This window comes from Pseudomonas sp. MF6767 (assembly GCF_016405475.1).
Classification (GTDB): Bacteria; Pseudomonadota; Gammaproteobacteria; order Pseudomonadales; family Pseudomonadaceae; genus Aquipseudomonas; species Aquipseudomonas paracarnis.
Window position 1 is genome coordinate 409,071 of sequence record NZ_JAEKCY010000001.1, and the last position, 25,664, is coordinate 434,734.

Annotated in this window: 24 protein-coding genes and 1 pseudogene; 8 read left to right on the forward strand and 17 right to left on the reverse strand. The window is 60.7% G+C overall.

What is annotated here, in order from left to right; genetic code table 11:
• Nucleotides 1-116: 116 nt before the first annotated feature.
• The 4 genes from sutA to glnK all read right to left on the reverse strand — a co-directional run bounded on the left by sutA (nucleotide 117) and on the right by glnK (nucleotide 2,897).
• A complete protein-coding gene (sutA, locus tag JFT58_RS01915; protein WP_014720461.1) occupies nucleotides 117-449 on the reverse strand; it encodes a transcriptional regulator SutA in 333 nt (110 codons plus the stop codon).
• Between the two features lie 102 nt (nucleotides 450-551).
• Nucleotides 552-977, reverse strand: a complete 426-nt coding sequence (locus tag JFT58_RS01920) for a secondary thiamine-phosphate synthase enzyme YjbQ (RefSeq protein ID WP_054896016.1) — start codon at nucleotides 975-977, stop codon at nucleotides 552-554.
• Between the two features lie 209 nt (nucleotides 978-1,186).
• Entirely contained in the window at nucleotides 1,187-2,524 is a 1,338-nt protein-coding gene (locus JFT58_RS01925) for an ammonium transporter (protein WP_020302863.1), read from the reverse strand.
• A 34-nt stretch (nucleotides 2,525-2,558) separates the two neighbouring features.
• On the reverse strand, nucleotides 2,559-2,897 hold the full coding sequence (gene glnK / locus JFT58_RS01930; protein ID WP_002555808.1) for a P-II family nitrogen regulator: 339 nt from the start codon (nucleotides 2,895-2,897) through the stop codon (nucleotides 2,559-2,561).
• A 423-nt stretch (nucleotides 2,898-3,320) separates the two neighbouring features.
• Between glnK and JFT58_RS01935 the strand changes: the two genes are divergently transcribed.
• Together JFT58_RS01935 and JFT58_RS01940 are read left to right on the forward strand one after the other, a co-directional pair.
• Nucleotides 3,321-3,584, forward strand: a complete 264-nt coding sequence (locus JFT58_RS01935) for an accessory factor UbiK family protein (protein WP_003195432.1) — start codon at nucleotides 3,321-3,323, stop codon at nucleotides 3,582-3,584.
• A gap of 645 nt (nucleotides 3,585-4,229) precedes the next feature.
• A complete protein-coding gene (locus JFT58_RS01940) occupies nucleotides 4,230-5,726 on the forward strand; it encodes a YifB family Mg chelatase-like AAA ATPase (protein WP_054896017.1) in 1,497 nt (498 codons plus the stop codon).
• Between the two features lie 6 nt (nucleotides 5,727-5,732).
• On the opposite strand, the gene JFT58_RS01945 is transcribed toward JFT58_RS01940, so the two are convergent.
• Nucleotides 5,733-6,308 (reverse strand): TetR/AcrR family transcriptional regulator, encoded by a 576-nt coding sequence (locus JFT58_RS01945; RefSeq protein ID WP_034129059.1) that lies wholly within the window; start codon nucleotides 6,306-6,308, stop codon nucleotides 5,733-5,735.
• 112 nt (nucleotides 6,309-6,420) lie between these two features.
• Here JFT58_RS01945 and JFT58_RS01950 point away from each other — a divergent pair, with 112 nt between their 5' ends.
• Nucleotides 6,421-7,335 (forward strand): ABC transporter six-transmembrane domain-containing protein, encoded by a 915-nt coding sequence (locus JFT58_RS01950; protein ID WP_034129060.1) that lies wholly within the window; start codon nucleotides 6,421-6,423, stop codon nucleotides 7,333-7,335.
• A gap of 3 nt (nucleotides 7,336-7,338) precedes the next feature.
• Here the strand turns inward: JFT58_RS01950 and JFT58_RS30705 are convergent, their stop codons facing one another.
• From JFT58_RS30705 to JFT58_RS01960, 3 genes and pseudogenes are all read right to left on the reverse strand, one after another.
• Nucleotides 7,339-8,199 carry a methyl-accepting chemotaxis protein gene (locus tag JFT58_RS30705; protein ID WP_430459260.1) on the reverse strand — a complete coding sequence of 287 codons (861 nt, stop codon included), beginning with the start codon at nucleotides 8,197-8,199 and terminating at the stop codon, nucleotides 7,339-7,341.
• A gap of 42 nt (nucleotides 8,200-8,241) precedes the next feature.
• Nucleotides 8,242-9,315, reverse strand: a pseudogene (locus JFT58_RS30710) (Cache 3/Cache 2 fusion domain-containing protein); the annotation flags it as partial.
• Between the two features lie 176 nt (nucleotides 9,316-9,491).
• Nucleotides 9,492-10,412, reverse strand: a complete 921-nt coding sequence (locus tag JFT58_RS01960) for a LysR substrate-binding domain-containing protein (RefSeq protein WP_014720465.1) — start codon at nucleotides 10,410-10,412, stop codon at nucleotides 9,492-9,494.
• Nucleotides 10,413-10,564: 152 nt separating this feature from the next.
• Between JFT58_RS01960 and JFT58_RS01965 the strand changes: the two genes are divergently transcribed.
• Nucleotides 10,565-11,968 carry a NorM family multidrug efflux MATE transporter gene (locus JFT58_RS01965; RefSeq protein ID WP_198834281.1) on the forward strand — a complete coding sequence of 468 codons (1,404 nt, stop codon included), beginning with the start codon at nucleotides 10,565-10,567 and terminating at the stop codon, nucleotides 11,966-11,968.
• A 125-nt stretch (nucleotides 11,969-12,093) separates the two neighbouring features.
• Here the strand turns inward: JFT58_RS01965 and JFT58_RS01970 are convergent, their stop codons facing one another.
• The gene (locus JFT58_RS01970; protein ID WP_198834282.1) at nucleotides 12,094-13,758 is read right to left on the reverse strand and encodes a putative bifunctional diguanylate cyclase/phosphodiesterase; all 1,665 of its coding nucleotides are present in this window, start codon (nucleotides 13,756-13,758) and stop codon (nucleotides 12,094-12,096) included.
• Between the two features lie 266 nt (nucleotides 13,759-14,024).
• On the opposite strand from JFT58_RS01970, the gene rep reads away from it, so the two are divergent.
• Together rep and JFT58_RS01980 are read left to right on the forward strand one after the other, a co-directional pair.
• Nucleotides 14,025-16,034, forward strand: coding sequence for a DNA helicase Rep (gene rep / locus JFT58_RS01975; protein ID WP_005792464.1), 2,010 nt, complete (start codon nucleotides 14,025-14,027; stop codon nucleotides 16,032-16,034).
• 58 nt (nucleotides 16,035-16,092) lie between these two features.
• Nucleotides 16,093-16,665, forward strand: a complete 573-nt coding sequence (locus JFT58_RS01980) for a xanthine phosphoribosyltransferase (RefSeq protein WP_003195447.1) — start codon at nucleotides 16,093-16,095, stop codon at nucleotides 16,663-16,665.
• A gap of 116 nt (nucleotides 16,666-16,781) precedes the next feature.
• Here the strand turns inward: JFT58_RS01980 and JFT58_RS01985 are convergent, their stop codons facing one another.
• The 6 genes from JFT58_RS01985 to dadA form a co-directional block, all read right to left on the reverse strand.
• Entirely contained in the window at nucleotides 16,782-18,704 is a 1,923-nt protein-coding gene (locus JFT58_RS01985; protein WP_054896020.1) for an acetyl-CoA hydrolase/transferase C-terminal domain-containing protein, read from the reverse strand.
• Between the two features lie 138 nt (nucleotides 18,705-18,842).
• Nucleotides 18,843-19,253 carry a c-type cytochrome gene (locus JFT58_RS01990; protein WP_034129081.1) on the reverse strand — a complete coding sequence of 137 codons (411 nt, stop codon included), beginning with the start codon at nucleotides 19,251-19,253 and terminating at the stop codon, nucleotides 18,843-18,845.
• Nucleotides 19,254-19,435: 182 nt separating this feature from the next.
• Complete coding sequence (locus JFT58_RS01995; protein ID WP_014720470.1) at nucleotides 19,436-19,984, reverse strand: cupin domain-containing protein; 549 nt, start codon at nucleotides 19,982-19,984, stop codon at nucleotides 19,436-19,438.
• A gap of 116 nt (nucleotides 19,985-20,100) precedes the next feature.
• Nucleotides 20,101-21,174, reverse strand: a complete 1,074-nt coding sequence (gene alr, locus JFT58_RS02000; RefSeq protein WP_034129082.1) for an alanine racemase — start codon at nucleotides 21,172-21,174, stop codon at nucleotides 20,101-20,103.
• A gap of 79 nt (nucleotides 21,175-21,253) precedes the next feature.
• Nucleotides 21,254-21,607: a RidA family protein gene (locus JFT58_RS02005; protein WP_034129083.1), complete on the reverse strand. Its 354-nt coding sequence runs from the start codon at nucleotides 21,605-21,607 to the stop codon at nucleotides 21,254-21,256.
• Complete coding sequence (dadA, locus tag JFT58_RS02010) at nucleotides 21,579-22,880, reverse strand: D-amino acid dehydrogenase (protein ID WP_054896021.1); 1,302 nt, start codon at nucleotides 22,878-22,880, stop codon at nucleotides 21,579-21,581. The genes JFT58_RS02005 and dadA overlap by 29 nt, the downstream gene beginning before the upstream one ends.
• Before the next feature lie 156 nt (nucleotides 22,881-23,036).
• Between dadA and JFT58_RS02015 the strand changes: the two genes are divergently transcribed.
• Entirely contained in the window at nucleotides 23,037-23,525 is a 489-nt protein-coding gene (locus JFT58_RS02015; RefSeq protein ID WP_003176896.1) for an Lrp/AsnC ligand binding domain-containing protein, read from the forward strand.
• A 71-nt stretch (nucleotides 23,526-23,596) separates the two neighbouring features.
• On the opposite strand, the gene JFT58_RS02020 is transcribed toward JFT58_RS02015, so the two are convergent.
• Nucleotides 23,597-23,950, reverse strand: a complete 354-nt coding sequence (locus tag JFT58_RS02020) for a YkgJ family cysteine cluster protein (protein WP_054896022.1) — start codon at nucleotides 23,948-23,950, stop codon at nucleotides 23,597-23,599.
• Between the two features lie 115 nt (nucleotides 23,951-24,065).
• Between JFT58_RS02020 and JFT58_RS02025 the strand changes: the two genes are divergently transcribed.
• Nucleotides 24,066-25,358, forward strand: coding sequence for an NAD(P)/FAD-dependent oxidoreductase (locus JFT58_RS02025; protein ID WP_054919714.1), 1,293 nt, complete (start codon nucleotides 24,066-24,068; stop codon nucleotides 25,356-25,358).
• On the opposite strand, the gene JFT58_RS02030 is transcribed toward JFT58_RS02025, so the two are convergent.
• On the reverse strand, nucleotides 25,359-25,583 hold the full coding sequence (locus JFT58_RS02030; protein WP_054896024.1) for a DUF1127 domain-containing protein: 225 nt from the start codon (nucleotides 25,581-25,583) through the stop codon (nucleotides 25,359-25,361).
• Nucleotides 25,584-25,664 lie beyond the last annotated feature (81 nt).

Genomic DNA, 25,664 nt, shown 5'->3' on the forward strand with positions numbered 1-25,664 from the left:
ACCGCTATCGCAGGCAAGCCAGCTCCCACAGGGTATTGCAGCAAACCGGTAAATTGCTCCAGGCATGAAAAAGCCCGCAGCGACGGCGGGCTTTTCTTACAAGCAGGAGGCAGACCTCAGATAGGTCGGCTGCCGTACTTGTTATCCGGCTTCTTCGGTGGATCAGCCACCACGTTGGCCTCGACTTCCTGCACTTTGCCGCCTTTAGCGAGGAACTCTTCCATCGCACGGGCCAGGGCATCGCGCTCTTTGTTCTTGGCTTCAACGCTCGGCAACTCGTCTACCGACACAGCCGCCTTGGCTTTGCCTTTGGCTTTGGGAGCCGCGTCATCGCCAACACTGTCATCGACGTCCTCAGCAACGTCTTCGGCCGCAACTTCAAGACCGTCTTCGGTGTCGTCTTCATCACCTACTTCGAGGTCGTCTTGTTCCAGATCATCGTCGCTCATGTTCTACCTCATGACTTGCGAAAAGCAGATTAGTTATAGCCCAGCTTCACCCTCTGTCGAGGTTGCCGGAAAAAAATCAACATCCACTGGATCACCAGTGGCTTATGCCCCTTCACCATGCAAGGTGGCGAGGACTTTACGAGCACCGCCATGATCACGGTGCTCGCCCAGATAAACACCTTGCCAGGTCCCTATCGCCAAGCGGCCGGCCTTGACCGGCAAACTCAGCTGGCAGCCCAGCAGACTGGCCTTGAAGTGCGCCGGCAGATCATCCGGACCTTCGTCGTCATGTTCAAACCCTGCGCGACCTTGTGGCACCAGCAGGTTGAAAAAACGCTCGAAGTCACGGCGAACCGCCGGGTCGGCATTCTCGTTGACGGTCAACGAGGCCGAGGTGTGCTGCAGCCACAGATGCAACAGGCCCACACGGCACGCCCTCAATTCAGGCAAGCCGGCAAGCAACTCGTCCGTTACCAAGTGAAAGCCCCTGGGCTTGGCCCGCAGGGTAATCAGGGTCTGTTGCCACATACAGTTCTCCGCCCATCGGCGCGCATTCTAGCGCGCTCTGGGAAAAAACAAAGTGCCTAATACGCCTTCATGCCTGTAAGACATTTGCACCCTTAAAAGTGCAGTGTGGATCCCATCACAAAGTCGATAAAAAACCCACGCACCTTTAGCCACAGACAAACGCCGGGCAAAAAAATGCCCGGCAAGCCGGGCATGTTTTTTTCGCGTAGTTACAAGTTGTAGCCGCGCTCGTTGTGTTGCGCCAGGTCGAGGCCGACCGCCTCTTCTTCTTCGGTGACACGCAGGCCCATGACCATGTCGAGCACCTTGAGGATGACGTAGGTCACAATCGCCGTGTAGATCACGGTGAAGCCCACGCCTTTGCACTGGATCCAGACCTGGGCCGCGATATCGGTCACGGTGCCGAAGCCGCCCAGAGCAGGAGCTGCGAACACACCGGTGAGGATCGCACCGACGATACCGCCAATACCGTGCACGCCGAAGGCGTCCAGGGAGTCGTCATAACCCAGTTTGCGCTTGAGGCTGGTCGCGCAGAAGAAGCACACCACACCGGCGACCAGACCAATCACCAGGGCGCCCATCGGGCCCACGGTGCCAGCCGCTGGTGTCACGGCGACGAGGCCGGCGACCACGCCCGAGGCGATACCCAGTGCGCTTGGCTTGCCGTGGGTGATCCACTCGGCAAACATCCAGCCCAGGGCCGCAGCTGCGGTAGCGATTTGAGTTACCAGCATCGCCATGCCCGCGGTGCCGTTGGCCGCCGCAGCGGAACCGGCGTTGAAGCCAAACCAGCCGATCCACAGCATGGCCGCGCCCACCAGGGTATAGCCCAGGTTATGCGGGGCCATCGGGGTGGTGGGGAAGCCTTTGCGCTTGCCGAGCACGATGCACGCCACCAGGCCAGCCACACCCGCGTTGATGTGCACAACGGTGCCGCCGGCGAAGTCCAGCACGCCCCAGTCCCACATCAGGCCGCCATTGCCGCTCCAGACCATGTGCGCAATCGGCGCATAGACCAGGGTGAACCAGATAGCCATGAAGATCAGCATCGCGGAGAACTTCATACGCTCAGCGAAAGCACCGACGATCAGCGCCGGAGTAATGATGGCAAAGGTCATCTGGAAGGTGATGAACACGGCTTCCGGAAACAGCGCCGCCGGCCCGGTGATGCTGGCTGGGGTGACACCCGCCAGGAACGCCTTGCCCATGCCGCCGAAGAAGGAATTGAAGTTGACCACACCTTGTTCCATACCGGTGGTATCGAACGCGATGCTGTAGCCGTAGACAACCCAGAGGATGCTGATCAGGCCAGTGATGGCGAAGCACTGCATCATCACCGACAGAATATTCTTGGAGCGGACCATGCCGCCGTAGAACAGCGCCAGGCCAGGGATGGTCATGAACAGCACCAGCGCGGTGGCGGTAAGCATCCAGGCGGTGTCGCCGGAATTGAGGACTGGAGCAGCCACTTCATCTGCCGCCATGGCCAGGCTTGGCATTACGATGGACAGCAGGGCTCCGAGCCCTGCGAATTTACGCAGAGTCATATTGTTTTCTCCTGGGGCGTTGGGGTTTGGCGGCTTAGATTGCGTCGGTATCGGTTTCGCCGGTACGGATGCGAATAGCCTGTTCCAGATTGACCACGAAGATCTTGCCGTCACCGATCTTGCCGGTGTTGGCCGCCTTGGTTATCGCCTCGATAACCCGATCAAGATCCTTGTCGTCAATGGCGACATCGATCTTCACCTTCGGCAGGAAATCGACCACGTATTCCGCGCCGCGATACAGCTCGGTATGACCCTTCTGCCGACCGAAGCCCTTGACCTCAGTAACGGTAATGCCCTGCACGCCGATCTCGGACAGTGACTCGCGTACATCGTCCAACTTGAACGGCTTGATGATGGCAGTGACTAGCTTCATGAAAACTCTCTCCCGAATTTGGTGGACTTGCCCCAGGAAAACAAACCCGTCTCAAGTCTAAGCGCAGTGCCTGGCTTTGTAACGCATCGTCGCCTCGGCATTTGCCGTCGCGACGCCAGCGAACCACTGGTGACGAGCCCTGTACCCCGGATCCGTCGGCGCACTGCATTCGTCACAGCGACTGCATCAGTGCATGGGTCATGATCGTCTAAGCAGAAACCTTGCCAGCTCCGTAAAAACCACCGAAATCAATCCTTTGCCCGCTTATGCCCACCTACGGGGCGCCTGTGCGGCCGCAATGCGCATCAAAACAGTGCGCAGCCGCCCACCCCAATGCGCGAAAACCGTGCGCAGCGGGGCGTGAAAATGACTATAGACGCTGCGTGGTACACTGCCGACCAACTGTTTTCCGGAATATGTCCAATGCTCGCGCCCAAAGACTTCCTCGACGCCCTGAGCGGCCACGCCTCTCGCCTGTTCAGCGGCGACACTCCGCTGCCCCGCAATGAAATCGAAAGCCAGTTCAAGGCTTTGCTACAGAGCGGTTTCAGCAAGCTCGACCTGGTCAGCCGGGAAGAGTTTGACAGCCAGATGGTGGTACTGGCCCGCACACGTGCGCGGCTGGAGAGCCTGGAGGCGAAGGTGGCTGAACTTGAAGCACGGTTGACGCCACCCTCTGCTGAATAAACACGGTGAGTGTGTGGCTTGCCTGCGATGGCCATAGGTATCTACACAGCTGTGGCGACGCTGGACTTGTGGCGAGAGAGCTTGCTCCCGTGACGACCGGATAGCCGACGCTGTTCTAACTGACGCACCGCGATCCAAATGTGGGAGCTGGCTTGCCTGCGATAGCGCCCTGACAGTCAACACAGCTGGATTGTGTACATATCCATTGCTGCGGTAACGGCCACTTAGGGTTCCGCCCTGACGGCGGCTCACTTTTGAAAAGCCGGAATGCCGGCCCAGACAAAAGTAAGCAAAACGCTCTTGCCCCACCACTCGGCACCTCGCTTAGGCTCGGTGTGCCCGTAATTCGCCAGCGTGGTTTAACGGGGCGCCTAAGATCAAAAGCAGATCAAGAGCGACTCGCTTCGCATCGTGGTTACCTTGCTGCGACAGCCTACAAAGTTGTGTAGATACCTAAGCTGCGATGGCGGTGCATCAGCGGATGATTCTTTGCTGACACACAGCCATCGCAGGCAAGCCCGCTCCCACATTTGTTTTGCATTGCCGCCCGGATACGTTCTGTAAAACCTCCCCGCCCCGCTCCATCCCACCTCGTCTACCCTTGAAAAAACCGCAGGAAGCGGCCCTCCCATTCAAGGAACGAGCATGTCCCTCGCCATCGTCCACAGCCGCGCCCAGATCGGTGTAGAAGCCCCCGCCGTCACCGTCGAGGTGCACATGGCCAATGGTCTGCCGTCTCTCACTCTCGTGGGTTTGCCCGAAACTGCAGTGAAGGAAAGCAAGGATCGCGTGCGCAGCGCCATCCTCAACTCGGCGCTGCAATATCCGGCCCGCCGCATCACGCTCAATCTCGCGCCCGCCGACCTGCCCAAGGACGGCGGACGTTTTGATCTGGCGATTGCCCTGGGCATCCTGGCAGCCAGTGTGCAAGTGCCGGCGTTGATGCTCGATGACGTGGAATGCCTTGGCGAGTTGGCGCTGTCCGGCGAGGTGCGCGCGGTGAAGGGGGTGTTGCCGGCCGCGCTGGCGGCGCGCAAGGCCGGGCGCACCGTCATAGTGCCGCGCGCCAATGCCGAGGAGGCGTGCCTGGCGTCGGGGTTGAAGGTGATTGCGGTGGATCACCTGCTGCAAGTGGTGGCGCACCTGAATGGGCATGTGCCGATTGAGCCCTACGCGTCCGACGGCTTGCTGTATCTGAACAAACCTTACCCGGACCTGAGTGAAGTACAGGGCCAACTCGCGGCCAAGCGAGCATTGCTGATCGCGGCGGCGGGTGCGCATAACCTGTTGTTCACCGGGCCACCAGGCACCGGCAAGACTTTATTGGCCAGCCGGCTACCGGGCTTGCTGCCGCCGTTGAGCGAGCAGGAAGCGCTGGAAGTGGCAGCGATCCAATCCGTGGTCAGCCTGGCACCGCTGAGCCATTGGCCAAACCGCCCGTTTCGCCAGCCGCACCACTCGGCATCCGGGCCGGCGCTGGTGGGTGGCGGCTCGAAGCCACAACCGGGGGAAATCACCCTGGCCCATCACGGGGTGTTGTTCCTGGATGAGCTGCCAGAGTTCGATCGCAAGGTGCTGGAGGTGCTGCGCGAGCCATTGGAATCGGGACATATCGTGATATCCCGCGCCCGTGACAGGGTGCGCTTCCCGGCGCGCTTTCAACTGGTCGCGGCGATGAACCCCTGCCCTTGCGGCTACATGGGCGAGCCCAGCGGGCGTTGTCGGTGTACACCGGAGCAGATCCAGCGCTATCGCAACAAGCTCTCCGGGCCGTTGCTGGACCGGATTGATTTGCACCTGACAGTCGCGCGGGAGGTCACTGCGCTGAACCCCGCCCAACAAGCCGGTGATACCACCGCGCAAGCGTCCGCTCAGGTGGCGCAAGCCCGGGAACGCCAGCACCAGCGCCAGGGTTGCGCCAATGCATTCCTCGATCTGCCCCGGCTGCGCGAACACTGCCAGTTGGCCAAAGCCGATGAAAGCTGGCTGGAAAGCGCGTGTGAGCGGCTGACATTATCACTGCGCGCAGCCCATCGATTGCTCAAGGTGGCTCGCACCCTGGCGGACCTTGAGCAAGTGGAAGGCATCGCCCGCCATCATTTGGCGGAGGCGTTGCAGTACCGACCAGCCGCAAATGGCTAGCACTTGTCAGGCAAAATCCAGCAGCAGCCTCGCCACTTCCAGCACTTCTTGCAGCGCCGCTTCTGCGGACTCTGCGGAAGGCTTGAGCATCAGGTCATCGGCATAGCCCATCGCCAGGGCGAAGATCTGCCGTGCAGCGCGTTGAGCCGACTCGCAGCGAAAGACGCTATCGGCAACGCCCCGCTCGATCACCTCGGCAAGCATGCTTTGCCATTGGGCGTTGATTACCAGATAAGCCTGGGTCATTTGCGCGTCATGCATGGCCTCGTCCCAGGCGTCGAGCCACAGCGCCCAGCCGGCGTCAGCGGTGCTGGGCAGGCAGTCGCGCAAAAAACCCACGAGCGCCTCCAGGGGTGGCGCATCGGCCAACGGCTCGCGCACTTCATCCAGTTGCTCATTGGCAAAGCGTACGAAGGCTTCGCGGCGCAGTTCATTCCAGTCGCTGAAGTAGTGATAGACATGACTGCGCGACAAGCCGGCATGTTCGGCGAGGTCACGGGTGGATACATCGGCGAAACCCTTGCTGCGAAACAGCTCCAGGGCGGCGGCGATGATCTGGTCTTTACGGTCGGTACGCGACATGGGCAATTCCTTCGAGCACGAGCAGATAAGCGGCGCTTGCTTTTTGAGCGATCGCTCAAGGATACTTGAGCAGTCGCTCAATAATAGCGTCTATTACTCCTCTGGTGCACCCATGACATCCGTCACCCCACAAATTCTGATCGAAGAAAGCAAGAAAATCGGCCAGCAGTCTGCCAGCCAGACCCTCAAGGCTATTGCCAGAGCCTATCCCGGCAAGCTGTCTTGCACCTTGTCGCTGGTGGCGCTGGAGAACGCGCTGTTGTTGGCTTACCCACTGTTTGCCGGGTTCGCGGTGGATTCGATTATCCGTGGCGATACCACCAGTGCGTTGCTGTATGCCGCCGTGGTCATGGCGTTCTGGGCCGTTGGGGCGGCGAGACGGGCGCTGGACACCCGTACGTTCACGCGCATCTACGCGGACCTTGCGGTGCCGGTCATTCTCAACCAGCGCCAACAGAACCACAGCACCTCGAAATCGGCGGCACGGGTAGTACTTGCTCGGGAGTTTGTCGACTTCTTTGAAAAGCACGTGCCTATCATCGCCACGGCGTTGGTGTCGATTGTGGGCGCGGCAGTGATGCTGATCGTGATTGAGCCATGGGTAGGCATGGCGTGCCTGGCGGCCCTGCTGCTGTGCATCACCTTGTTGCCGCGTTTTGCCCAGCGCAATCAGGCGCTGCACGAACGTCTGAACAACCGCCTGGAAAAAGAAATCGGCCTGGTCGAAAAGGTCGGCGCGCCGACCCTGCGACGCCACTACCAGGTGCTGTCACGCCTGCGCATCTGGCTGTCAGACCGCGAGGCTGCGGCGTTCCTGTTTATCGGCATGACCGCGGCCTTACTGTTCGTGGTTGCGATCAGCCAATTGGCCATGTCCCCAGCGGTGAAGGCCGGCCACATCTACGCCGTCATGACCTATCTGTGGACCTTCGTCACCAGCCTGGACGAAGCGCCAGGCATGGTCGACCAACTGGCGCGGCTCAAGGACATTGGCAAGCGCGTAGACCCAGGGCTTGGGGAGGCCTGAGCCTCAACGAAACCGATCCACCTCATGACGCAAGCCTGCCGCCAAGGTCTCCAGTTCCTTGGCGGTAACCGCCAGGTTGGACACCACTTCACGCTGCTCGCTGTTGGCCAGCGCAATGCTCTGCAGGTTGCTGCTGAGCAAGGTCGCGGTGCTGCTCTGTTCCTGGGTGGCGGTGGTGATCGCAGCAAATTGCTGGCCGGCCGAGCGGCTTTGCTCGTCGATACGCGCCAGGGCCGAGGCCACATCGGCGTTGCGCGACAGGCCTTCCTGCATCAGCGCATTGCCGTGCTCCATGGTGCTGATGGCGTTACCGGTTTCCTGCTGGATGCTCTGGATCATGCCGGAGATTTCATCGGTGGCCTGGCGGGTGCGCGAAGCCAGGTTGCGCACTTCGTCGGCGACCACGGCGAAGCCACGGCCTTGCTCGCCGGCGCGCGCGGCCTCGATGGCAGCGTTGAGCGCCAGCAGGTTGGTCTGTTCTGCGATGGCGGTAATCACGCCGACGATCCCGCCGATTTCCTGGGAACGCTGGCCCAGGGTGTTGATCACGGCAGCGGTGCTGTTCAGCGCAGTGGCGATATGTTCCAGGGACGATGACGCCTCTTGCATCGAACTGCGGCCGATACGGGTTTGCTGGGCATTCTCTTGAGCCAGGCGCTCGGTGTTGCCCATGTTGTCGGCAATGTTCAGCGAGGTAGCACTGAACTCTTCCACCGCACCGGCCATGCTGGTGATCTCGCCGGACTGCTGCTCCATGCCTTCATAGGCACCGCCGGACAAGCCCGACAGCGCCTGGGCGCGGCTGTTGACCTGTTCGGCGGCGGTACGGATATGCGACACCATGGTCGACAGCGCCTCACCCATCTGGTTGAAACTACGCGCCAGCTGGCCGATTTCGTCATGGCTGGACACATTGAGCCGCGCACTCAAATCGCCCGCACCCAGGGCCTGGGCCTGGCGCACCAGCTCGCTCAATGGCGCCAGCTTGCTGCGCAACAGCCACACCGTGGCGCCCACTGCCAGCAACATCGCCAGCACACTGCCGATCACCAGGCGGATGCCGACTTCCCAGGTCACTGCGCGAATCTCAGCCTTGGGCATGCTCGCTACCACCGCCCAAGGGCCGCCTTCAAACGGCACCGAGACACTATAGAAATCTTCGTTTTTGTCGCTCCAGAAACGGCCAGCACCCGGCTTTTTCGCCAGGTCGAGCATCACGGCAATCGCCTGATCCGGCGCTTGCACGCCAGCCGGCGGCACCAGCCAGTGCTTTTGCTCATCCAGCAGCGCGAGGGAGCCGGTCTGGCCGATGCGGAAGCGCTTGAGGTTTTCAAACTGGGCGTTCTGCGCATCGGTGTAATCGAAACCGATGAACAGCACGGCGATGACCTGCCCACTGCTGTCACGTACGGGGCTGTATTGGGTCATGTAGGAGCGGTCGAACAACACGGCACGGCCGATGTAGGTCTGGCCGCTCACAACGCGCTGGTAGGCCGCGCCCTGACGGTCGAGCACGGTGCCAATGGCGCGATTGCCGTCCTGCTTGGTCAGGGAGGTGCTGACGCGGATAAAATCGTCGCCGCTGCGCACGAACACCGTGGCCACGCCACCGGACATCTGCTTGAACTCATCCACCTCTTCGAAGTTATTGTTCAGCACCTCATTGCCCAGGTAGAGGCTCGGCGTCTGCACGCCGGCCACGGCTACGGGCTGGTCCGCACGCACACTCAAGCCGGCGCCGAAGCGCTTTTCAAACAGCCCGCTCAAACGCTGGGTGCTTTCACGCAAGGTGCTGTGGAAGGTGTTGAGTTGGTCGGCGAGCAAACGCGCCTCGCTGGCCAAGTGTTCCTCGCGGGTGGCGAGGTTGGCGGAGTCGAGGGTACGCAAGGCAAAGACCGTACTGCCGCTGATCACGACAGCCAGAATCACGGCGAGTGCAAGGCCTAACTGGGAGGCAATCCGGGCACGAGGTTGAGACATGACAGCTCCTGGCCGAGGCCAGGATCATCCTGATCTCATAGCGCTGCTCGGCAAATTATCTAGTGGGAAACGGTAGTGCACGAGGGTTCCAACACCTTTCTTCGGCGGCATTTGGCAATACTTGAGCGAATCACAGGGGTATCCCGCAAACGATTGCACAAACGGTCCGGCCCTACTCAATCGAGGCGTTCAACCTGAGGCAATTCCATCGCCTTGACTTCACCCTGAAGAAATTCCGCCAGCCGTCGCAAACGTTCGCCACCCGGACGGGTTTTCGGCCACACGAGGTAGTAGCTTTCCCCACTGGCCACGGCCGTAGGCCACGGCAGGCTCAAGCGTCCCTGCGCCACGTCTTCGGCCACCATCAGCAAATCCCCCATGGAGACGCCATAGCCTCGGGCGGCGGCTATCATGCCCAATTCAAGCGTGTCGAACACCTGCCCACCCTTGAGTGAAACGTGAGATGACAACCCCATGCGCTGCAGCCAGTAACGCCAGTCGCGGCGGTCAGGCGTCGGGTGCAGCAGTTCGGCGGTTGCCAGCCGCGTCACGTCCCAGGGACCGTCGTCCAACAGATTCGGCGCTCCCACCGGGATAAGCATTTCCGCAAACAGATAACTGGCCTCCCAGTCCGCCGGAAAGTGCCCGTTGCTGAGCAACACCGCGCAGTCGAATGGCTCTTGGTTGAAGTCCACTTCATCAATGCTCATCCACGCACTGGTGAGTTGCACCTCATTGCCTGGCTGCAATGCGCGGAAGCGACTCAACCGCGCAAGCAGCCAGCGCATGGTCAAGGTGGACGGCGCCTTCATACGCAGGATGTCATCTTCGGCATTCAAGGTATGGCAAGCACGCTCCAGGGCAGCGAAGCCTTCCCGTACGCCTGGCAGCAACAAACGCGCCGCTTCCGTGAGCTGCAACGTGCGCCCGCTGCGCTGGAACAATCGGCAGGCGAAATAATCTTCGAGCGTACGGATATGCCGGCTGATCGCACTCTGGGTAATCGACAATTCCTCAGCCGCACGGGTAAACGAGTGGTGACGGGAGGCCGCTTCAAATGCCCGCAAGGCATAAAGAGGAGGAAGACGACGAGACATGCTGAAAGCTCCGACTGCGCAATCTGGAAACCCTACCAGAATCGCTCATGCATGAGTTTTAATCATGCCAACGATCGCTTTTATCCTTTTGTGCAATGCGCTGAATGCGCCGAGAATCAACCCTTCCCCACCTTCCTGACCATTCGAGTGTGATGATCATGCAACATCCGGCACGTACCGAACTCTGGGCCATTCTGCGGCTATCGGGGCCGTTGATTGCCTCACAGTTGGCGCACATGCTGATGGTGCTGACCGACACCTTGATGATGGCGCGCTTGAGCCCCGAGGCACTGGCCGGCGGAGGCCTGGGCGCGGCGAGCTATTCGTTCGTGGCGATCTTCTGCATCGGCGTGATCGCAGCCGTGGGCACCCTGGTCGCCATTCGCCATGGCGCGGGCGATATCGACGGCGCCACTCGCCTGACCCAGGCCGGGCTGTGGCTGGCGTGGTTGATGGCCCTGGCGGCGGCGTTGCTGTTATGGAACTTGAAGCAGGTGCTGCTGATGTTCGGCCAGACCGAAACCAACGTGCATGCGGCCGGGCAATTCCTGACGATCCTGCCCTTTGCCCTGCCCGGCTACCTGAGCTTCATGGCCCTGCGCGGCTTTACCAGCGCCATCGGCAAGGCCACCCCGGTGATGGTGATCAGCCTGTGCGGCACCGTGGTCAACTACCTGCTCAACCATGCGCTGATCGAAGGCATGTTCGGCCTGCCGAAACTGGGCCTGATGGGCATCGGCCTGGTGACCGCCATCGTCGCCAATGGCATGGCGCTAGCACTGATGTGGTACATCCGCAGCAACCGCGCCTACGCCGCCTACCCGCTGGGCACCGGCCTGCTGCGCCTGAATACCCACTACCTGCGCGAGCTGTGGCGTCTGGGCCTGCCGATTGGCGGCACCTATGCGGTAGAGGTCGGGTTGTTTGCCTTTGCGGCGTTGTGCATGGGCACCATGGGCAGCACGCAGTTGGCGGCACACCAGATCGCCCTGCAGATTGTCTCGGTGGCCTTCATGGTGCCGGCGGGGATGTCCTACGCGGTGACCATGCGCATCGGCCAGCATTACGGCGCCGGGCAGTTGCTGCAGGCACGCCTGGCCGGACGAGTGGGCATAGGATTCGGCGCCATGGTGATGTTGGGGTTTGCGGCGGTACTGTGGCTGTTTTCCGACCCGCTGATCGGACTGTTCCTCGACCATGACGACCCGGCGTTCCATGACGTCATCGTCCTGGCGGTGAGCCTGCTGGCCGTCGCCGCCTGGTTTGAATTGTTCGATGGCGTGCAGACCATAGCCATGGGTTGTATCCGTGGCTTGAAGGACGCCAAGACCACCTTCCTGGTGGGCCTGGGTTGCTATTGGCTGATTGGCGCACCGTCAGCCTGGTTGATGGCGTTCACCCTGGGTTGGGGGCCAACAGGCGTCTGGTGGGGCCTGGCACTGGGCCTGGCGTGTGCGGCGGTGAGCCTGACCTGGGCATTTGAGGCGAAAATGAAGCGGATGATTCGGCAGGAGCCGGATGCTCCTGTTGGATTCCGAGCGGCCCTGCCTGACTAGCGAGTACACGCGGCACATGTGGGAGCTGGCTTGCCTGCGATAGCGGTGTGTCAGGCTAATCATTATTAGCTGAACGACCGCTATCGCAGGCAAGCCAGCTCCCACATTTGAACCACTTTGAAGGCTTAACCCAACAGCGCCTGCTGGCTTTGCCCGAACATCAGGTTTTCCACCAGCTCGGGCAGCGGCAACGGCTTGCTGATCAGGTAACCCTGGACCTGGTCGCACCCAAACAAGCGCAAAAGCTCAAGCTGCTCAGGGGTTTCCACGCCTTCGGCGACCACTTCCAGGTTGAGGTTGTGGGCCAGGTTGATCATGGCGTGCACCAGCTTGCGGTTTTCTTCGCGCTCTTCCATGCCGCCGACAAAGCTCTTGTCGATCTTCAACAAGGCAATCGGCAGGCTGTTGAGGTGCACAAACGACGAAAAACCGGTGCCGAAATCATCCAGGGAAAACCGCACACCCAGCCGGCCAAGGGCGTCCATGGTCTGCTTGACCAGGTCGCTGCGGCGCATCACGGCGGTTTCGGTCAATTCGAACTCCAGCCATTGCGCTTCCACGCCGCGCTCGGCAATCAGGCGGCTGAGGGTAGACAGCAACTGACTGTCCTGGAACTGGCGAAACGACAGGTTGACCGCCATGTGCAGCGGCGGCAGGCCGCGTTCACGCAGGTCTTGCATGTCGCGCAGAGCTCGGGAGATCACCCAGTAGCCCAATGGCACGATCAGACCACTCTGTTCGGCCAGCGGCACGAATTCGCTAGGCGGCAACAAGCCGCGTTCACCGTGGCGCCAGCGCACCAGAGCTTCGAGGCCAACGATATGACCATCGTCCAGGTCCAGTCGCGGCTGGTAATGCAGCTCCAACTCATCGCGACGCAAAGCCCGGCGCAGTTCACTTTCCAGGTCGGCCAGGCTGCGCGCGTTGCGGTTGATGCGTTCATTGAAGATATGAAAGGTACAGCCTTGGGTGCTTTTGGCCTGCTGCATGGCGATATGGGCATGCCACATCAACGGGTCGGCGCCAGCGCGGGCTCGAGCATGGGCCATGCCCAGGCTGCAACCGATCAACAGGCTTTCGCCATCCACCCAATAGGGTTCGGCCATCACTTCGGTGATGCGCTCGGCCATCCATTCGGCGCGCTGGGGCGCCCGGCGGGTATCGATCAACAAGGCAAACTCATCGCTGCCCAGGCGCGCCAGTTGGTCCCCGGCTTCGAGCTGGCTCTTGAGCCGCGACACCACTTGCAGGATCAAACGGTCGCCCGCCTGATGGCCGAGGGCATCGTTGGCATGACGAAAATTGTCCAGGTCCAGATGGCCGAGGGCCAGGCCACGGCCTTCGTTTTCTGCCAGCCGGGCGGCCAGCAAGGTCTGGAAGCCCTGACGGTTGGCAATACCGGTGAGCGGGTCTTGCTCGGCCAGGCGCTGCAAGGTGTTTTCCAGCACGCCGCGCTCGCGCACATGGCGCAGGCAGCGGCGCAAGGTGTCGGCGTCCAATGCATCCGACACCAACCAATCGCTGACACCCAGCGGCGACACCAGTGGCTCCTGCTCCAGCAGCAATACACACGGCAGGCTGCACCGGCCGGGGCCGGGCTGCAGGCTGGGCGTGGTCAATAACACAGCACCCTGGTCGTCATCGAACAGGCGGCTTACCGAGTCCCAGTTGGGCGCACTGATCAGCACAGCCCCTTCGCCCATCGGCTCCAGGCACTCGCGCAACAACGCTGCCCACTCGGGCTCATCGGCCAGCAGCAGCAAACGCAAGGGTTCGACAGGCGTAGACACGCTAACTCCCTAGACTCTGCAAAATTTCATTAGCGGTGCCATTATGACGTGCGGCCTGACAATGACAAAGGATGACAAATGATAGGTGTTATCAAACACGCAGACTGTAAATATTAGTCTCGAATAATCCTTAACATCCTGCGGCAAAGTAGCAAAACCGGCAAATTTAGATCGAGTGGTACGTCACACCGTCGTTCTATGGCAGCAGAATCTTTCCAGCCTGTTAAAATGCCCGCCCTTTTGAACAACGACCCCTGAAATTCCGTATGTCCCGACTCAATCCCCGGCAGCAAGAAGCCGTGAACTACGTCGGCGGCCCTCTATTGGTGCTCGCCGGTGCAGGCTCCGGCAAGACCAGCGTGATCACGCGCAAGATCGCGCACTTGATCCAGAACTGCGGCATCCGCGCCCAGTACATCGTCGCCATGACCTTCACCAACAAGGCGGCGCGGGAAATGAAAGAGCGGGTCGGCACCCTGCTCAAGGGTGGCGAAGGCCGTGGCCTCACCGTGTGCACCTTCCACAACCTGGGCCTGAACATCATCCGCAAGGAGCATGTGCGACTGGGCTACAAGCCGGGCTTCTCGATCTTTGACGAGACCGACGTCAAGGCCCTGATGACCGACATCATGCAGAAGGAATACGCGGGCGACGACGGCGTCGACGAAATCAAGAACATGATCGGCTCGTGGAAAAACGACCTGATCCTGCCCGCCGAAGCCCTGGAAGCTGCACGCAACCCCAAGGAGCAGACCGCTGCCATCGTCTACACCCACTATCAGCGTACGCTCAAGGCGTTCAACGCTGTGGACTTCGACGACCTGATCCTGCTGCCAGTCAAGCTTTTCCAGGAGCACAAGGACATCCTGGAGAAGTGGCAGAACAAGGTGCGCTACCTGTTGGTGGACGAATACCAGGACACCAACGCCAGCCAATACCTGCTGGTGAAGTTACTGATCGGCACGCGCAACCAGTTCACCGTGGTGGGCGACGACGACCAGTCGATCTACGCCTGGCGCGGCGCCCGCCCGGAAAACCTGATGCTGCTCAAGGAAGACTATCCCTCCTTGAAAGTGGTGATGCTGGAGCAGAACTACCGCTCCACCAGCCGCATCCTGCGTTGCGCCAACGTGCTGATCTCCAACAACCCCCACGAGTTCGAAAAACAACTGTGGAGCGAGATGGGCCATGGTGACGAGATCCGTGTGATCCGCTGCCGCAACGAAGACGCCGAAGCCGAGCGCGTCGCCGTGGAAATCCTCAGCCTGCACTTGCGCACCGACCGGCCCTACAGCGACTTTGCGATCCTGTATCGCGGCAACTACCAGGCCAAACTGATCGAGCTGAAGCTGCAGCATCACCAGGTGCCGTATCGCCTGTCGGGCGGCAACAGCTTTTTCGGACGCCAGGAAGTCAAAGACCTGATGGCCTACTTCCGGCTGATCGTGAACCCGGACGACGACAACGCTTTCCTGCGCGTGATCAACGTGCCGCGCCGGGAAATCGGCTCCACTACCCTGGAAAAGCTCGGCAACTACGCCACCGAACGCAAGATCTCGATGTACGCCGCCACCGACGAAATCGGCCTGGGCGAACACCTGGACACGCGCTTCACTGATCGCCTGTCACGCTTCAAGCGCTTCATGGACAAGGTCCGCGAGCAGTGCGCCGGCGAAGACCCGATCAGCGCCCTGCGCAGCATGGTCATGGACATCGACTATGAAAACTGGCTGCGCACCAACAGCTCCAGCGACAAGGCCGCCGATTACCGCATGGGCAACGTCTGGTTCCTGATCGAGGCGTTGAAGAACACCCTGGAAAAAGACGAAGACGGCGAGATGACCGTCGAGGACGCCATCGGCAAGCTGGTGTTGCGCGACATGCTCGAGCGCCAGCAAGAAGAGGAAGACGGTGCCGAAGGCGTGCAGATGATGACCTTGCATGCGTCCAAGGGCCTGGAATTTCCCTACGTGTTCATCATGGGCATGGAAGAGGAAATCCTCCCGCACCGCTCCAGCATCGAAGCCGACACCATCGAGGAAGAACGCCGCCTGGCCTACGTGGGCATTACCCGCGCTCGTCAGACCCTGGCCTTCACCTTTGCCGCCAAGCGCAAGCAATACGGTGAAATCATCGATTGTGCCCCCAGCCGGTTCCTGGATGAACTGCCGCCGGACGACCTGGCCTGGGAAGGCAATGACGACACTCCCACCGAGGTGAAGGCCGTTCGCGGCAACACCGCCTTGGCGGATATACGCGCGATGTTAAAGCGCTAGAATCGACTACTTTTTAATCTACTTTCGGCGCACAACGCGCCATTAGAGGAAGCTTTCCGTGGAAGCACTGCACAAGAAAATTCGCGAAGAAGGCATCGTGCTTTCCGATCAGGTCCTCAAGGTTGACGCCTTTCTGAACCACCAGATCGACCCGGCACTGATGAAACTGATCGGCGACGAGTTCGCCGCACTGTTCAAGGATTCGGGCATCACCAAGATCGTCACCATCGAAGCGTCGGGCATTGCCCCGGCGATCATGACCGGGCTGAACCTGGGTGTGCCGGTGATCTTCGCGCGCAAGCAGCAATCCTTGACGCTCACGGAAAACCTGCTGTCGGCCACGGTGTATTCCTTCACCAAGAAAACCGAAAGCACCGTGGCGATCTCCCCGCGCCACCTGACCAGCAGCGACCGCGTGCTGGTGATCGATGACTTTTTGGCCAACGGCAAGGCGTCCCAAGCGCTGATCTCGATCATCAAGCAGGCCGGCGCGACCGTAGCCGGCTTGGGCATTGTGATCGAGAAGTCGTTCCAGGGTGGGCGTGCAGAACTGGATGCACAGGGTTATCGGGTTGAGTCGCTGGCGCGGGTGAAGTCGCTGGCCGGTGGTGTCGTGACCTTTATCGAGTAATCACTGTGTGGGAGCTGGCTTGCCTGCGATAGCGGTGTGTCAGTCGACAGAGATGTCGACTGACACACCGCTATCGCAGGCAAGCCAGCTCCCACATTAGGTTTTGCGTTGCGCCGTCAGTGGGCGGTGGCCTGCAGTCCGGCCAGCAGCAAGCGTTGATACAGGTCTTCCTTGATGCCCTCCGGCTTATCCAAGCGCATCCGCTGCAAATGCTCGGGAAACGCCTCCGGCTCCGGCGCGTCGAGTGCCGCCTTGCCCAACTCCAGAATTTCCGTGAGTTTGAATTTGCTCTTGAGCCAGTTCAGCGCCCGCAACAAGTCCCGCTCCTCATCCGTGAAGTCACTGCCCAGGGGGTATTCGGGAAACAAGCGACGGTGCCTGGCCTGAATCGCCTGGAGCCGCTGCGGCGTGTTGTCGGCAAAACGCGGATCCAACTGGAAGTCCTTGGGCAGTTTGCCGGCCTTTTGCGCCTGCTCAATCAAGTCGTGCTGGAACCTTGAGTCAGTGATGTTCAGCAACGCTTCGATCACCTTGGCATCCGTCTGACCCCGCAAGTCGGCAATACCGTATTCGGTAATGACGATATCCCGCAGGTGCCGGGGAATGGTGCAGTGGCCGTACTCCCAGACGATATTGGAACTGACCTCACCCGCCGACTCACGCCAGCTGCGCAAAATCAGGATTGAGCGTGCACCTTCCAGCGCATGCCCCTGGGCCACGAAATTGTATTGCCCGCCCACACCACTGAGCACGCGACCGTCTTCCAACTGATCAGCCACGCCAGCACCGAGCAAGGTGACCATGATGGCGCTGTTGATAAACCGCGCATCCAGGCGCTGCAGGCGCTTGAGTTCTTCCTGCCCGTACAGCTCGTTGATATAGCTGATGCGGGTCATGTTGAATGCTTGGCGCTTGGCGTGGGTCATTTCCTGCAGACGCTGGTAAAAACTGCGCGGCCCCAGGAAGAAACCGCCATGGATCGACACGCCATCGGGCTGCGCCGCGTCGTCCAGGGTGCCCGCGTTGGCCTGCATCTGGGTCGCCACGTCCGGGTAGACCTTGCGCCGCACGATCCCGGCATCGGCCAATACCAGCAGGCCGTTGACGAACATCTCGCTGCAACCATAAAGGCCACGGGCAAACGGCTCGACGCCGCCTTCGCGGCTGATCAACGGCGCCCACTGGTACACATCCAAGTCGGTGAGCAACAGGCGATAGGCTTCGTTGTCGGCCTGGCGCGCCAGCAAGGCAGCCGTCAGTGCATCGCCCATGGAGCCGATGCCAATCTGCAACGTACCGCCATCACGCACCAGGGTGCTGGCATGCAGGCCGATAAAATGATCCTGAAAGCCCACCGGCATGTTCGGAGTGGAGAACAGCGTGGTGCTGTCTTTTTCATCCAGCAGGTAGTCGAACTCATCCATGCCCAACTCGGCATCGCCAGGCATGTAGGGCAAATCGCTATGGACCTGGCCGACGACCAGGATGGTCTCCCCAGCCGCGCGGCGCTTGGCGATCATGGGCATCAGGTCGAGGGTGATATCCGGGTTGCAGCTCAGGCTCAGGCGGTCGGGATGCTCGCTGCTACTGGCAACCAATTGCGCCACCAGGTTCAGGCCGGCGGCATTGATGTCGCGGGCCGCATGGCTGTAGTTGCTGCTGACGTAATCCTGTTGCGCCGCGGCGCTGTGGAGCAAGCTGCCGGGCTGCATGAAGAATTGCTGCACACGGATATTCCTCGGCAGGCTGCCCTTGTGCAGGTCCGCGAGGAAATCCAACTCGGGGTAGTCGCCAAACACTCGTTCGATGAAAGGTTCGATAAAGCGCTTTTGAAGACCGTCACCCTGCGTAGGACGGCCCAGGCTCAAGGCCGTATAGAGCGTCAGCGCCCGTTCGGGCAATTTTGCGATGCGCCGGTACAGCGCGTTGACGAACAGATTGGGCTTGCCCAGCCCCAGCGGCATGCCCATGTGGATATGCGCCGGCAGGCGCTCCAGTACGTCGTCAACTGCTTGCTCGATTGAACACAACTGCACCATCCGACTGCTCCCGAACATTCCATGAATTAGGGGTTGGACCGAGCTTGCCGGGTCTTTGCTGCAATGAACAGCCTGAATACCAAATCGCGGGCACAAAAAAGCCGCTGGTAAGCGGCATTTTTGACGAAGATCGGCCGATTACAGCCCGGACATCTTCTTGATCGCACCCTTGAGGTCGTCATCCGAACAATCAGCGCAGGTGCCTTTGGGCGGCATGGCGTTGATACCGGTGATGGCCTTGGCCAGGATGCCATCGAGGCCACCTTGATGGTCGGCGCGTTCTTTCCATGCGGCGGTGTCGCCAATTTTTGGCGCACCCAAAAGGCCGCTGCCGTGGCACGCATTACAGTGCTTGGCGATGATCTCATCGGGGGTTTTCGCGCCGCCGCCGCCGGCTGCCACGGCAACTTCCATGCCCTTGCATTCCTGGCCCTGGACGCAAACCTGGCCCACAGGCTCCAGGCGCTTGGCAATGTCATCATTGGTCGCAGCTTGAGCGCTGACAGCCCATAGGGCCAGTACGGTTGCTGGTGCAGCCAGCATTTTCATAATTAGGTTCACGCGTTCACCCTCAATGGTGGCTATTCACGCCTGCGGCCACGGTTTCGCAGGCGGCGAAAGTATAACGGTTAGCCCGCCTGGCCGAAACAACCCTATTAAATAAAGGGAGATTCGGCCTCACGGTGTACAGCTGCGGGAACCTCTGCAACGCTGGCAGGGCGCCTCTATTCTTAAAAGTTCGCGGGTGTGGCTGCGCTGATTAGTCGCGCCGGCACGTCGAACGGATTGCGAAAACGATGAGGCCTGGTGCTTTCAAAGTAGTAGCTATCGCCCGCTTCGAGCACAAAAGTTTCAAGACCGACCACCAATTCCAGGCGCCCTTCCACCAGAATTCCGGTTTCTTCGCCTTCATGGGTGAGCATTTCTTCGCCCGTGTCGGCACCCGGAGGGTAGATTTCATTGAGAAATGCGATAGCCCGGCTTGGGCGCGCCCGGCCCACCAGTTTCATGGTGACGGCACCGTCAGAGATGTCGATCAGCTCATTGGCTTTATAGACGATCTGCGTCGGTATTTCCTGGAGCACTTCTTCGGAGAAGAACTCGACCATGGACATGGGGATACCGCCCAACACCTTGCGCAGGGAGCTGATCGAGGGGCTGACGCTGTTTTTCTCGATCATCGAAATGGTGCTGTTGGTGACGCCCGCACGCTTGGCGAGCTCACGCTGGGAAAGACCTTTGAGTTTACGGATGGATTGCAGTCGTTCGCCGACGTCCAATGCAGGAGCCTCCTAGGATTCAGGCTTTGTTGTAATTGAGCGTTATCATGGCGACAGCGTTCAGTATTTACAACACTTGGGCCTAAATCCCGGTGTGCTCGGTTCGTTGCCGGCGGCTAAGCGCCGCTATAGAGCCTTGGCACTCGGCGCAGATTGCAGAAAATCTGATAGGGGATGGTCTCGGCGGCCACGGCAACATCACTGGCGAGGATGTGCTTGCCCCACAACTCTACGGTGGAACCAAGGCCCGCCTGGGGCAAGTCGGTGAGGTCGACACACAGCATGTCCATGGACACGCGCCCCAGCAGCCGGCTGCGCTGGCCAGCGACCAGCACCGGGGTACCGGTCGGCGCATGACGTGGGTAACCGTCGGCATAACCCATGGCAACCACGCCGATGCGCATCGGCTTGGGCGTGACGAACCTGGCGCCGTAGCCCACCGGCTCACCGGCCGGCAACTCGCGCACGCAGATGACTTTGGACTCCAGGGTCATCACAGGCTGCAAGCGCGCGGCGAGGGCCTGGTCTTCGCCAAAGGGCGTTGCGCCATAAAGCATGATACCGGGGCGCACCCAGTCGCTGGACACGCTTGGCCAGCCCAATACAGACGGTGAGTTGCGCAGGCTGACCTCAGCCGCCAGCCCCTGGCGCGCCGCCTCAAACACCGTTACTTGTTCGTTGCTGCTGACGCAATCGAGCTCATCGGCGCGGGCAAAATGGCTCATCAGCACGATTTTCGCCACTTTGCCACTCGCCAGCAGGCGCTGATACGCCTCCTGGTAATCCTTGGGGTGCAGGCCCACACGGTGCATGCCCGAGTCCAGCTTCAGCCACACTGTCAGCGGCTTGCTCAAACGAGCTTGCTCGATGGCGTCCAACTGCCAAAGCGAATGCACCACGCACCACAAATCCTGCTCGATGATCAGCGGCAACTCGTCGGCTTCGAAAAAACCTTCCAGCAGCAACACCGGCGCACGAATGCCGGCGGCGCGCAGTTCCAGCGCTTCCTCGATGCACGCCACCGCGAACCCGTCGGCTTGCGCCTCCAGTGCCTGGGCCACGGGCACCGCGCCATGGCCGTAGGCATCGGCCTTGATCACGGCGAGGGCCTTGGCCCCGGTGACTTCTCGGGCCAATTGGTAGTTATGGCGCAGGGCTTGGAGATCAATCAGGGCACGGGCTGGACGCATGGCGGCAGGCTTCTAGGCAGCAAAGTCAATAAAAAACCGGTGCCGACCAACAACGCCGGCACCGGGAGAGGGATCGTTGTTAAGGCAGCGCAGCCACGACAGACAGCTCTACCAGAATCTCGGGTTCGCACAGCTTGGCTTGGACCGTGGCTCGGGCCGGGGCGACGCCTTTGGGCAGCCATTTGTCCCATACCGCGTTCATCAAAGCGAAGTCGGCGTCGATGTCCTTCAGGTAGATCGTTACCGACAGCAACCTGGACTTGTCGGTACCCGCAAGGTCCAGCAAGCGCTCGATATTGATCAGGGTTTCACGGGTCTGCTGCTCAATCCCGGCGCTCATGTCGTCGCCAACTTGCCCTGCCAGGTACACGGTACCGCTGTGGACAACGATCTGGCTCATGCGCTCATTGGTGAGCTGGCGCTGGATTGACATGTTGTGCGGACTCCTGGTGGTTGCCATAACGGGAAATATCGAGGCCTGCGGCGCTGATCTGCGGCGTTTTCTTCGCCATCAGGTCGGCCAGCAAGCGACCTGAACCACAGGCCATGGTCCAACCGAGGGTACCGTGGCCTGTATTCAGGAACAGGTTCTTGAACGGCGTGGCACCCACAATCGGTGTACCGTCCGGGGTGGTCGGGCGCAGGCCGGTCCAGAAACTGGCCTGGGCCAGATCGCCGCCCTGAGGATAAAGGTCGTTGACGATCATCTCCAGGGTTTCACGTCGCCGCGGGTTCAGCGACAGGTCAAAACCGGCTATTTCAGCCATGCCACCGACGCGAATACGGTTGTCGAAACGGGTGATCGCGACTTTGTAGGTTTCATCGAGAATGGTCGAGGTCGGCGCCATTGCCGGGTTAGTGATCGGCACAGTCAGCGAATAACCCTTGAGCGGGTACACCGGCGCCTTGATCCCCAATGGCTTGAGCAACTTGGGCGAGTAACTGCCGAGAGCCAGTACATAGCGGTCGGCAGTTTCCAGCTTGCCGTCGATCAGCACACCGTTGATGCGGTCGCCTGCGTAGTCCAGGCGCTGGATGTCTTGTTCGAAGCGGAATTCCACGCCCAATTGTTTGCACATTTCGACCAGGCGCGTGGTGAACATCTGGCAATCGCCCGTCTGGTCGTTGGGCAGGCGCAAGGCACCCGCGAGGATATCGGTGACGCTGGCCAGGGCCGGTTCAACCCGGGCAATGCCGGCTCGGTCGAGCAATTCGAATGGCACGCCGGACTCTTTCAGCACGGCGATGTCCTTGGCGGCGCCATCGAGCTGGGCCTGGGTGCGGAACAGTTGGGTAGTCCCGAGGCTGCGCCCTTCGTAGGCAATGCCGGTCTCGGCGCGCAATTCGTCAAGGCAGTCGCGGCTGTACTCGGACAGGCGCACCATGCGTTCCTTGTTCACCGCGTAGCGGCTAGCCGTGCAGTTGCGCAGCATCTGCGCCATCCACAGGTATTGGTCGATATCGGCGGTGGCCTTGATCGCCAGCGGCGCGTGGCGCTGAAGCAGCCATTTGATGGCCTTGAGCGGCACACCCGGCGCGGCCCATGGCGAGGCGTAGCCAGGGGACACCTGACCGGCATTAGCGAAACTGGTTTCCATGGCAGCGGCAGGCTGACGATCAACCACCACAACGTCGAAGCCGGCCCGCGCCAAATAGTAGGCACTGGTCACCCCAATGACGCCGCTACCCAAGACCAGAACGCGCATTTTTATATCCTCATCGCGGGCTCAGCCGCTGACGTGTGTTATTCGAGCAATGATGGGCGCAGTGTAAAAAACAATCGGCAGTGCATTTCACTATATAAATGCCTATATTTGGCGACAATTCTTGGCAAAAACCCTTTTGACAGAGGCGTATCCCCTATGCGTACCAACACCCAGACCAAGCGGGAGCTGGACAAGATCGACCGCAATATCCTGCGCATCCTGCAAACCGACGGGCGCATCTCGTTCACGGAGCTGGGGGAAAAGGTCGGGCTGTCCACCACGCCCTGCACCGAGCGCGTGCGGCGCCTGGAGCGCGAAGGGATCATCATGGGCTACAACGCACGGCTCAATCCCCAGCATTTGAAGGGAAGTTTGCTGGTATTTGTCGAGATCAGCCTGGATTACAAGTCGGGTGACACCTTTGAAGAATTTCGCCGAGCCGTGCTGAAACTGCCTCACGTGCTGGAATGCCATCTCGTGTCGGGTGATTTCGACTACCTGGTGAAAGCGCGAATCTCGGAGATGGCGTCGTACCGCAAATTGCTGGGCGATATCCTGCTCAAACTCCCCCATGTGCGGGAATCCAAGAGCTATATCGTGATGGAAGAGGTGAAAGAGAGCCTGAACCTGCCGATCCCTGACTGACCCAGTGACACAACACGGTCAAATGTGGGAGCTGGCAAGCCAGCTCCCACAGTTTTAACCGAGTACATCCGCTAGACCAACACCTGCCGGGTACTCGCCATGTACTCATGAATATGCTTCTCCACCCGCGGATGAATCAGCTCCACTGGCCGCCTGCCATTGGGGCACGGCAAGGTCTTGGTGGTGCCGAACAGGCGACAGATCAGCGGCCGCTCGTCATACACCGTGCAACCCTTGGGCCCCAGGTGTACGCAGTTCAGCGCGTCCATCGCCGCCTCTTGCTCGGCAGCGGTCTTGCGCGGCAGACGCGACATTTCCTCGGGCGAGGTGGTCACCGGCCCACAGCAGTCGTGGCAACCGGGGACGCACTCGAACGAAGGAATCTGGCGACGCAGCGCGCTGATTTTCTGACTGTTGCAACTCATCGAAACCCATACCGAACGGCGAATAGACGTGGATTCTGACGCAAAAAGCCCCGCGCAGACAGCGTCGTGCGACCCCTGTATCCTGCGTCAAATTTTCCAGACAGGGAGGTTCCCCATGACCGCCAGCGCCCGGCACACCGCTTCCTACTACGCCGCCAGCAGCGTCCCGCAACCGGATTACCCGACGCTGACGGGTGAGGTGAACGCCGATGTCTGTGTGATCGGCGGGGGGTTCTCCGGGCTCAACACCGCCCTGGAGTTGGCCGAGCGCGGCTTTCGCGTGGTGTTGCTGGAGGCGCGCAAAATCGGTTGGGGCGCCAGCGGGCGCAATGGCGGCCAGTTGATTCGCGGTGTCGGCCACGGGCTGGATCAGTTCACCCAGGTGATCGGCAGCGACGGCGTGCGCCAGATGAAGCTGATGGGCCTGGAAGCCGTGGAGATCGTGCGCGAGCGTGTGGAGCGCTTCCAGATCCCCTGTGACCTGACCTGGGGCTACTGCGACCTGGCCAACAAACCCCGCGACCTGCAGGGCCTGGCCGAGGATGCCGAAGAGCTGCGCAGCCTGGGCTACCGCCACGAAGTGCGCCTGTTGCAAGCCAGCGAGATGGGCACCGTAATCGGCTCTGATCGCTATGTAGGCGGCATGATCGACATGGGTTCCGGCCATCTGCACCCGCTGAATCTGGCACTGGGTGAGGCTGCCGTTGCCCAGCAGTTGGGCGTGGCGCTGTACGAGCAATCCCAAGTGACCCGTATCGACTATGGCCCTGAGGTCAAGGTGCATACCGCCCAAGGCACTGTGCGCGCCAAGACCCTGGTACTGGCCTGCAACGCCTACCTGAACGGGCTCAACCCGCAACTGAGCGGCAAGGTGTTGCCTGCCGGCAGCTACATCATTGCCACCGAGCCCTTGAGCGAGGCGCAAGCCACCCGCCTGTTACCGCAGAACATGGCCGTGTGTGACCAGCGCGTGACGGTGGATTACTTCCGCCTGTCCGCCGACCGTCGCCTGTTGTTCGGCGGCGCCTGCCACTACTCCGGTCGAGACCCCAAGGACATCGGCGCCTACATGCGACCGAAGATGCTGCAGGTATTCCCCCAATTGGCAGATGTGAAAATCGACTACCAATGGGGCGGCATGATCGGCATCGGCGCCAACCGCCTGCCGCAGATTGGCCGCCTGGCCGATCAACCCAACGTGTATTACGCCCAGGCCTATGCCGGCCATGGCCTCAACGCCACGCACCTGGCGGGCAAGCTGCTGGCCGAGGCCATCAGCGGCCAGCAACAGGGGCGTTTCGATCTGTTCGCCCAAGTGCCACACATCACCTTCCCCGGCGGTAAACACCTGCGTTCGCCGCTGCTGGCACTGGGGATGCTCTGGCACCGCCTCAAAGAACTGCTCTGATCAATCGCGCCAGAAGGGTTTCAAACCCTCACGGCGCGCCTGATCGGCGGTCAGCCCGATGTCGCGTAACTGCTCGCGGCTCAGATCCAGCAGGGCCTTGCGCGTATGGCGACGGCGCCAGAACAGATTCCAGCGGCCAGGCGCCGAGGCAGTGATCACCTGCTCCTGCGCCACGTCCAGTTCCTGACTGCGTAACGCCAGCCGTACATCGCTCATGCCGCTCATTTGACTGCCCCTCATTGGCCTGTTGCCTTGAGTGATCAGCATGCGTGGGCGGCCAGAACCATTACAGATTCAGCCAACTTT

What these genes read in the sequence shown, in the direction of transcription:
- sutA (WP_014720461.1), bottom strand. Translation starts at nt 449, where the DNA reads ATGAGCGACGATGATCTGGAACAAGACGACCTCGAAGTAGGTGATGAA.
- JFT58_RS01920 (WP_054896016.1), bottom strand. Translation starts at nt 977, where the DNA reads ATGTGGCAACAGACCCTGATTACCCTGCGGGCCAAGCCCAGGGGCTTT.
- JFT58_RS01925 (WP_020302863.1), bottom strand. Translation starts at nt 2,524, where the DNA reads ATGACTCTGCGTAAATTCGCAGGGCTCGGAGCCCTGCTGTCCATCGTA.
- glnK (WP_002555808.1), bottom strand. Translation starts at nt 2,897, where the DNA reads ATGAAGCTAGTCACTGCCATCATCAAGCCGTTCAAGTTGGACGATGTA.
- JFT58_RS01935 (WP_003195432.1), top strand. Translation starts at nt 3,321, where the DNA reads ATGCTCGCGCCCAAAGACTTCCTCGACGCCCTGAGCGGCCACGCCTCT.
- JFT58_RS01940 (WP_054896017.1), top strand. Translation starts at nt 4,230, where the DNA reads ATGTCCCTCGCCATCGTCCACAGCCGCGCCCAGATCGGTGTAGAAGCC.
- JFT58_RS01945 (WP_034129059.1), bottom strand. Translation starts at nt 6,308, where the DNA reads ATGTCGCGTACCGACCGTAAAGACCAGATCATCGCCGCCGCCCTGGAG.
- JFT58_RS01950 (WP_034129060.1), top strand. Translation starts at nt 6,421, where the DNA reads ATGACATCCGTCACCCCACAAATTCTGATCGAAGAAAGCAAGAAAATC.
- JFT58_RS30705 (WP_430459260.1), bottom strand. Translation starts at nt 8,199, where the DNA reads ATGGGTGAGGCGCTGTCGACCATGGTGTCGCATATCCGTACCGCCGCC.
- JFT58_RS01960 (WP_014720465.1), bottom strand. Translation starts at nt 10,412, where the DNA reads ATGTCTCGTCGTCTTCCTCCTCTTTATGCCTTGCGGGCATTTGAAGCG.
- JFT58_RS01965 (WP_198834281.1), top strand. Translation starts at nt 10,565, where the DNA reads ATGATCATGCAACATCCGGCACGTACCGAACTCTGGGCCATTCTGCGG.
- rep (WP_005792464.1), top strand. Translation starts at nt 14,025, where the DNA reads ATGTCCCGACTCAATCCCCGGCAGCAAGAAGCCGTGAACTACGTCGGC.
- JFT58_RS01985 (WP_054896020.1), bottom strand. Translation starts at nt 18,704, where the DNA reads ATGGTGCAGTTGTGTTCAATCGAGCAAGCAGTTGACGACGTACTGGAG.
- JFT58_RS01990 (WP_034129081.1), bottom strand. Translation starts at nt 19,253, where the DNA reads ATGAAAATGCTGGCTGCACCAGCAACCGTACTGGCCCTATGGGCTGTC.
- alr (WP_034129082.1), bottom strand. Translation starts at nt 21,174, where the DNA reads ATGCGTCCAGCCCGTGCCCTGATTGATCTCCAAGCCCTGCGCCATAAC.
- JFT58_RS02005 (WP_034129083.1), bottom strand. Translation starts at nt 21,607, where the DNA reads ATGTCAATCCAGCGCCAGCTCACCAATGAGCGCATGAGCCAGATCGTT.
- dadA (WP_054896021.1), bottom strand. Translation starts at nt 22,880, where the DNA reads ATGCGCGTTCTGGTCTTGGGTAGCGGCGTCATTGGGGTGACCAGTGCC.
- JFT58_RS02015 (WP_003176896.1), top strand. Translation starts at nt 23,037, where the DNA reads ATGCGTACCAACACCCAGACCAAGCGGGAGCTGGACAAGATCGACCGC.
- JFT58_RS02020 (WP_054896022.1), bottom strand. Translation starts at nt 23,950, where the DNA reads ATGAGTTGCAACAGTCAGAAAATCAGCGCGCTGCGTCGCCAGATTCCT.
- JFT58_RS02025 (WP_054919714.1), top strand. Translation starts at nt 24,066, where the DNA reads ATGACCGCCAGCGCCCGGCACACCGCTTCCTACTACGCCGCCAGCAGC.
- JFT58_RS02030 (WP_054896024.1), bottom strand. Translation starts at nt 25,583, where the DNA reads ATGAGCGGCATGAGCGATGTACGGCTGGCGTTACGCAGTCAGGAACTG.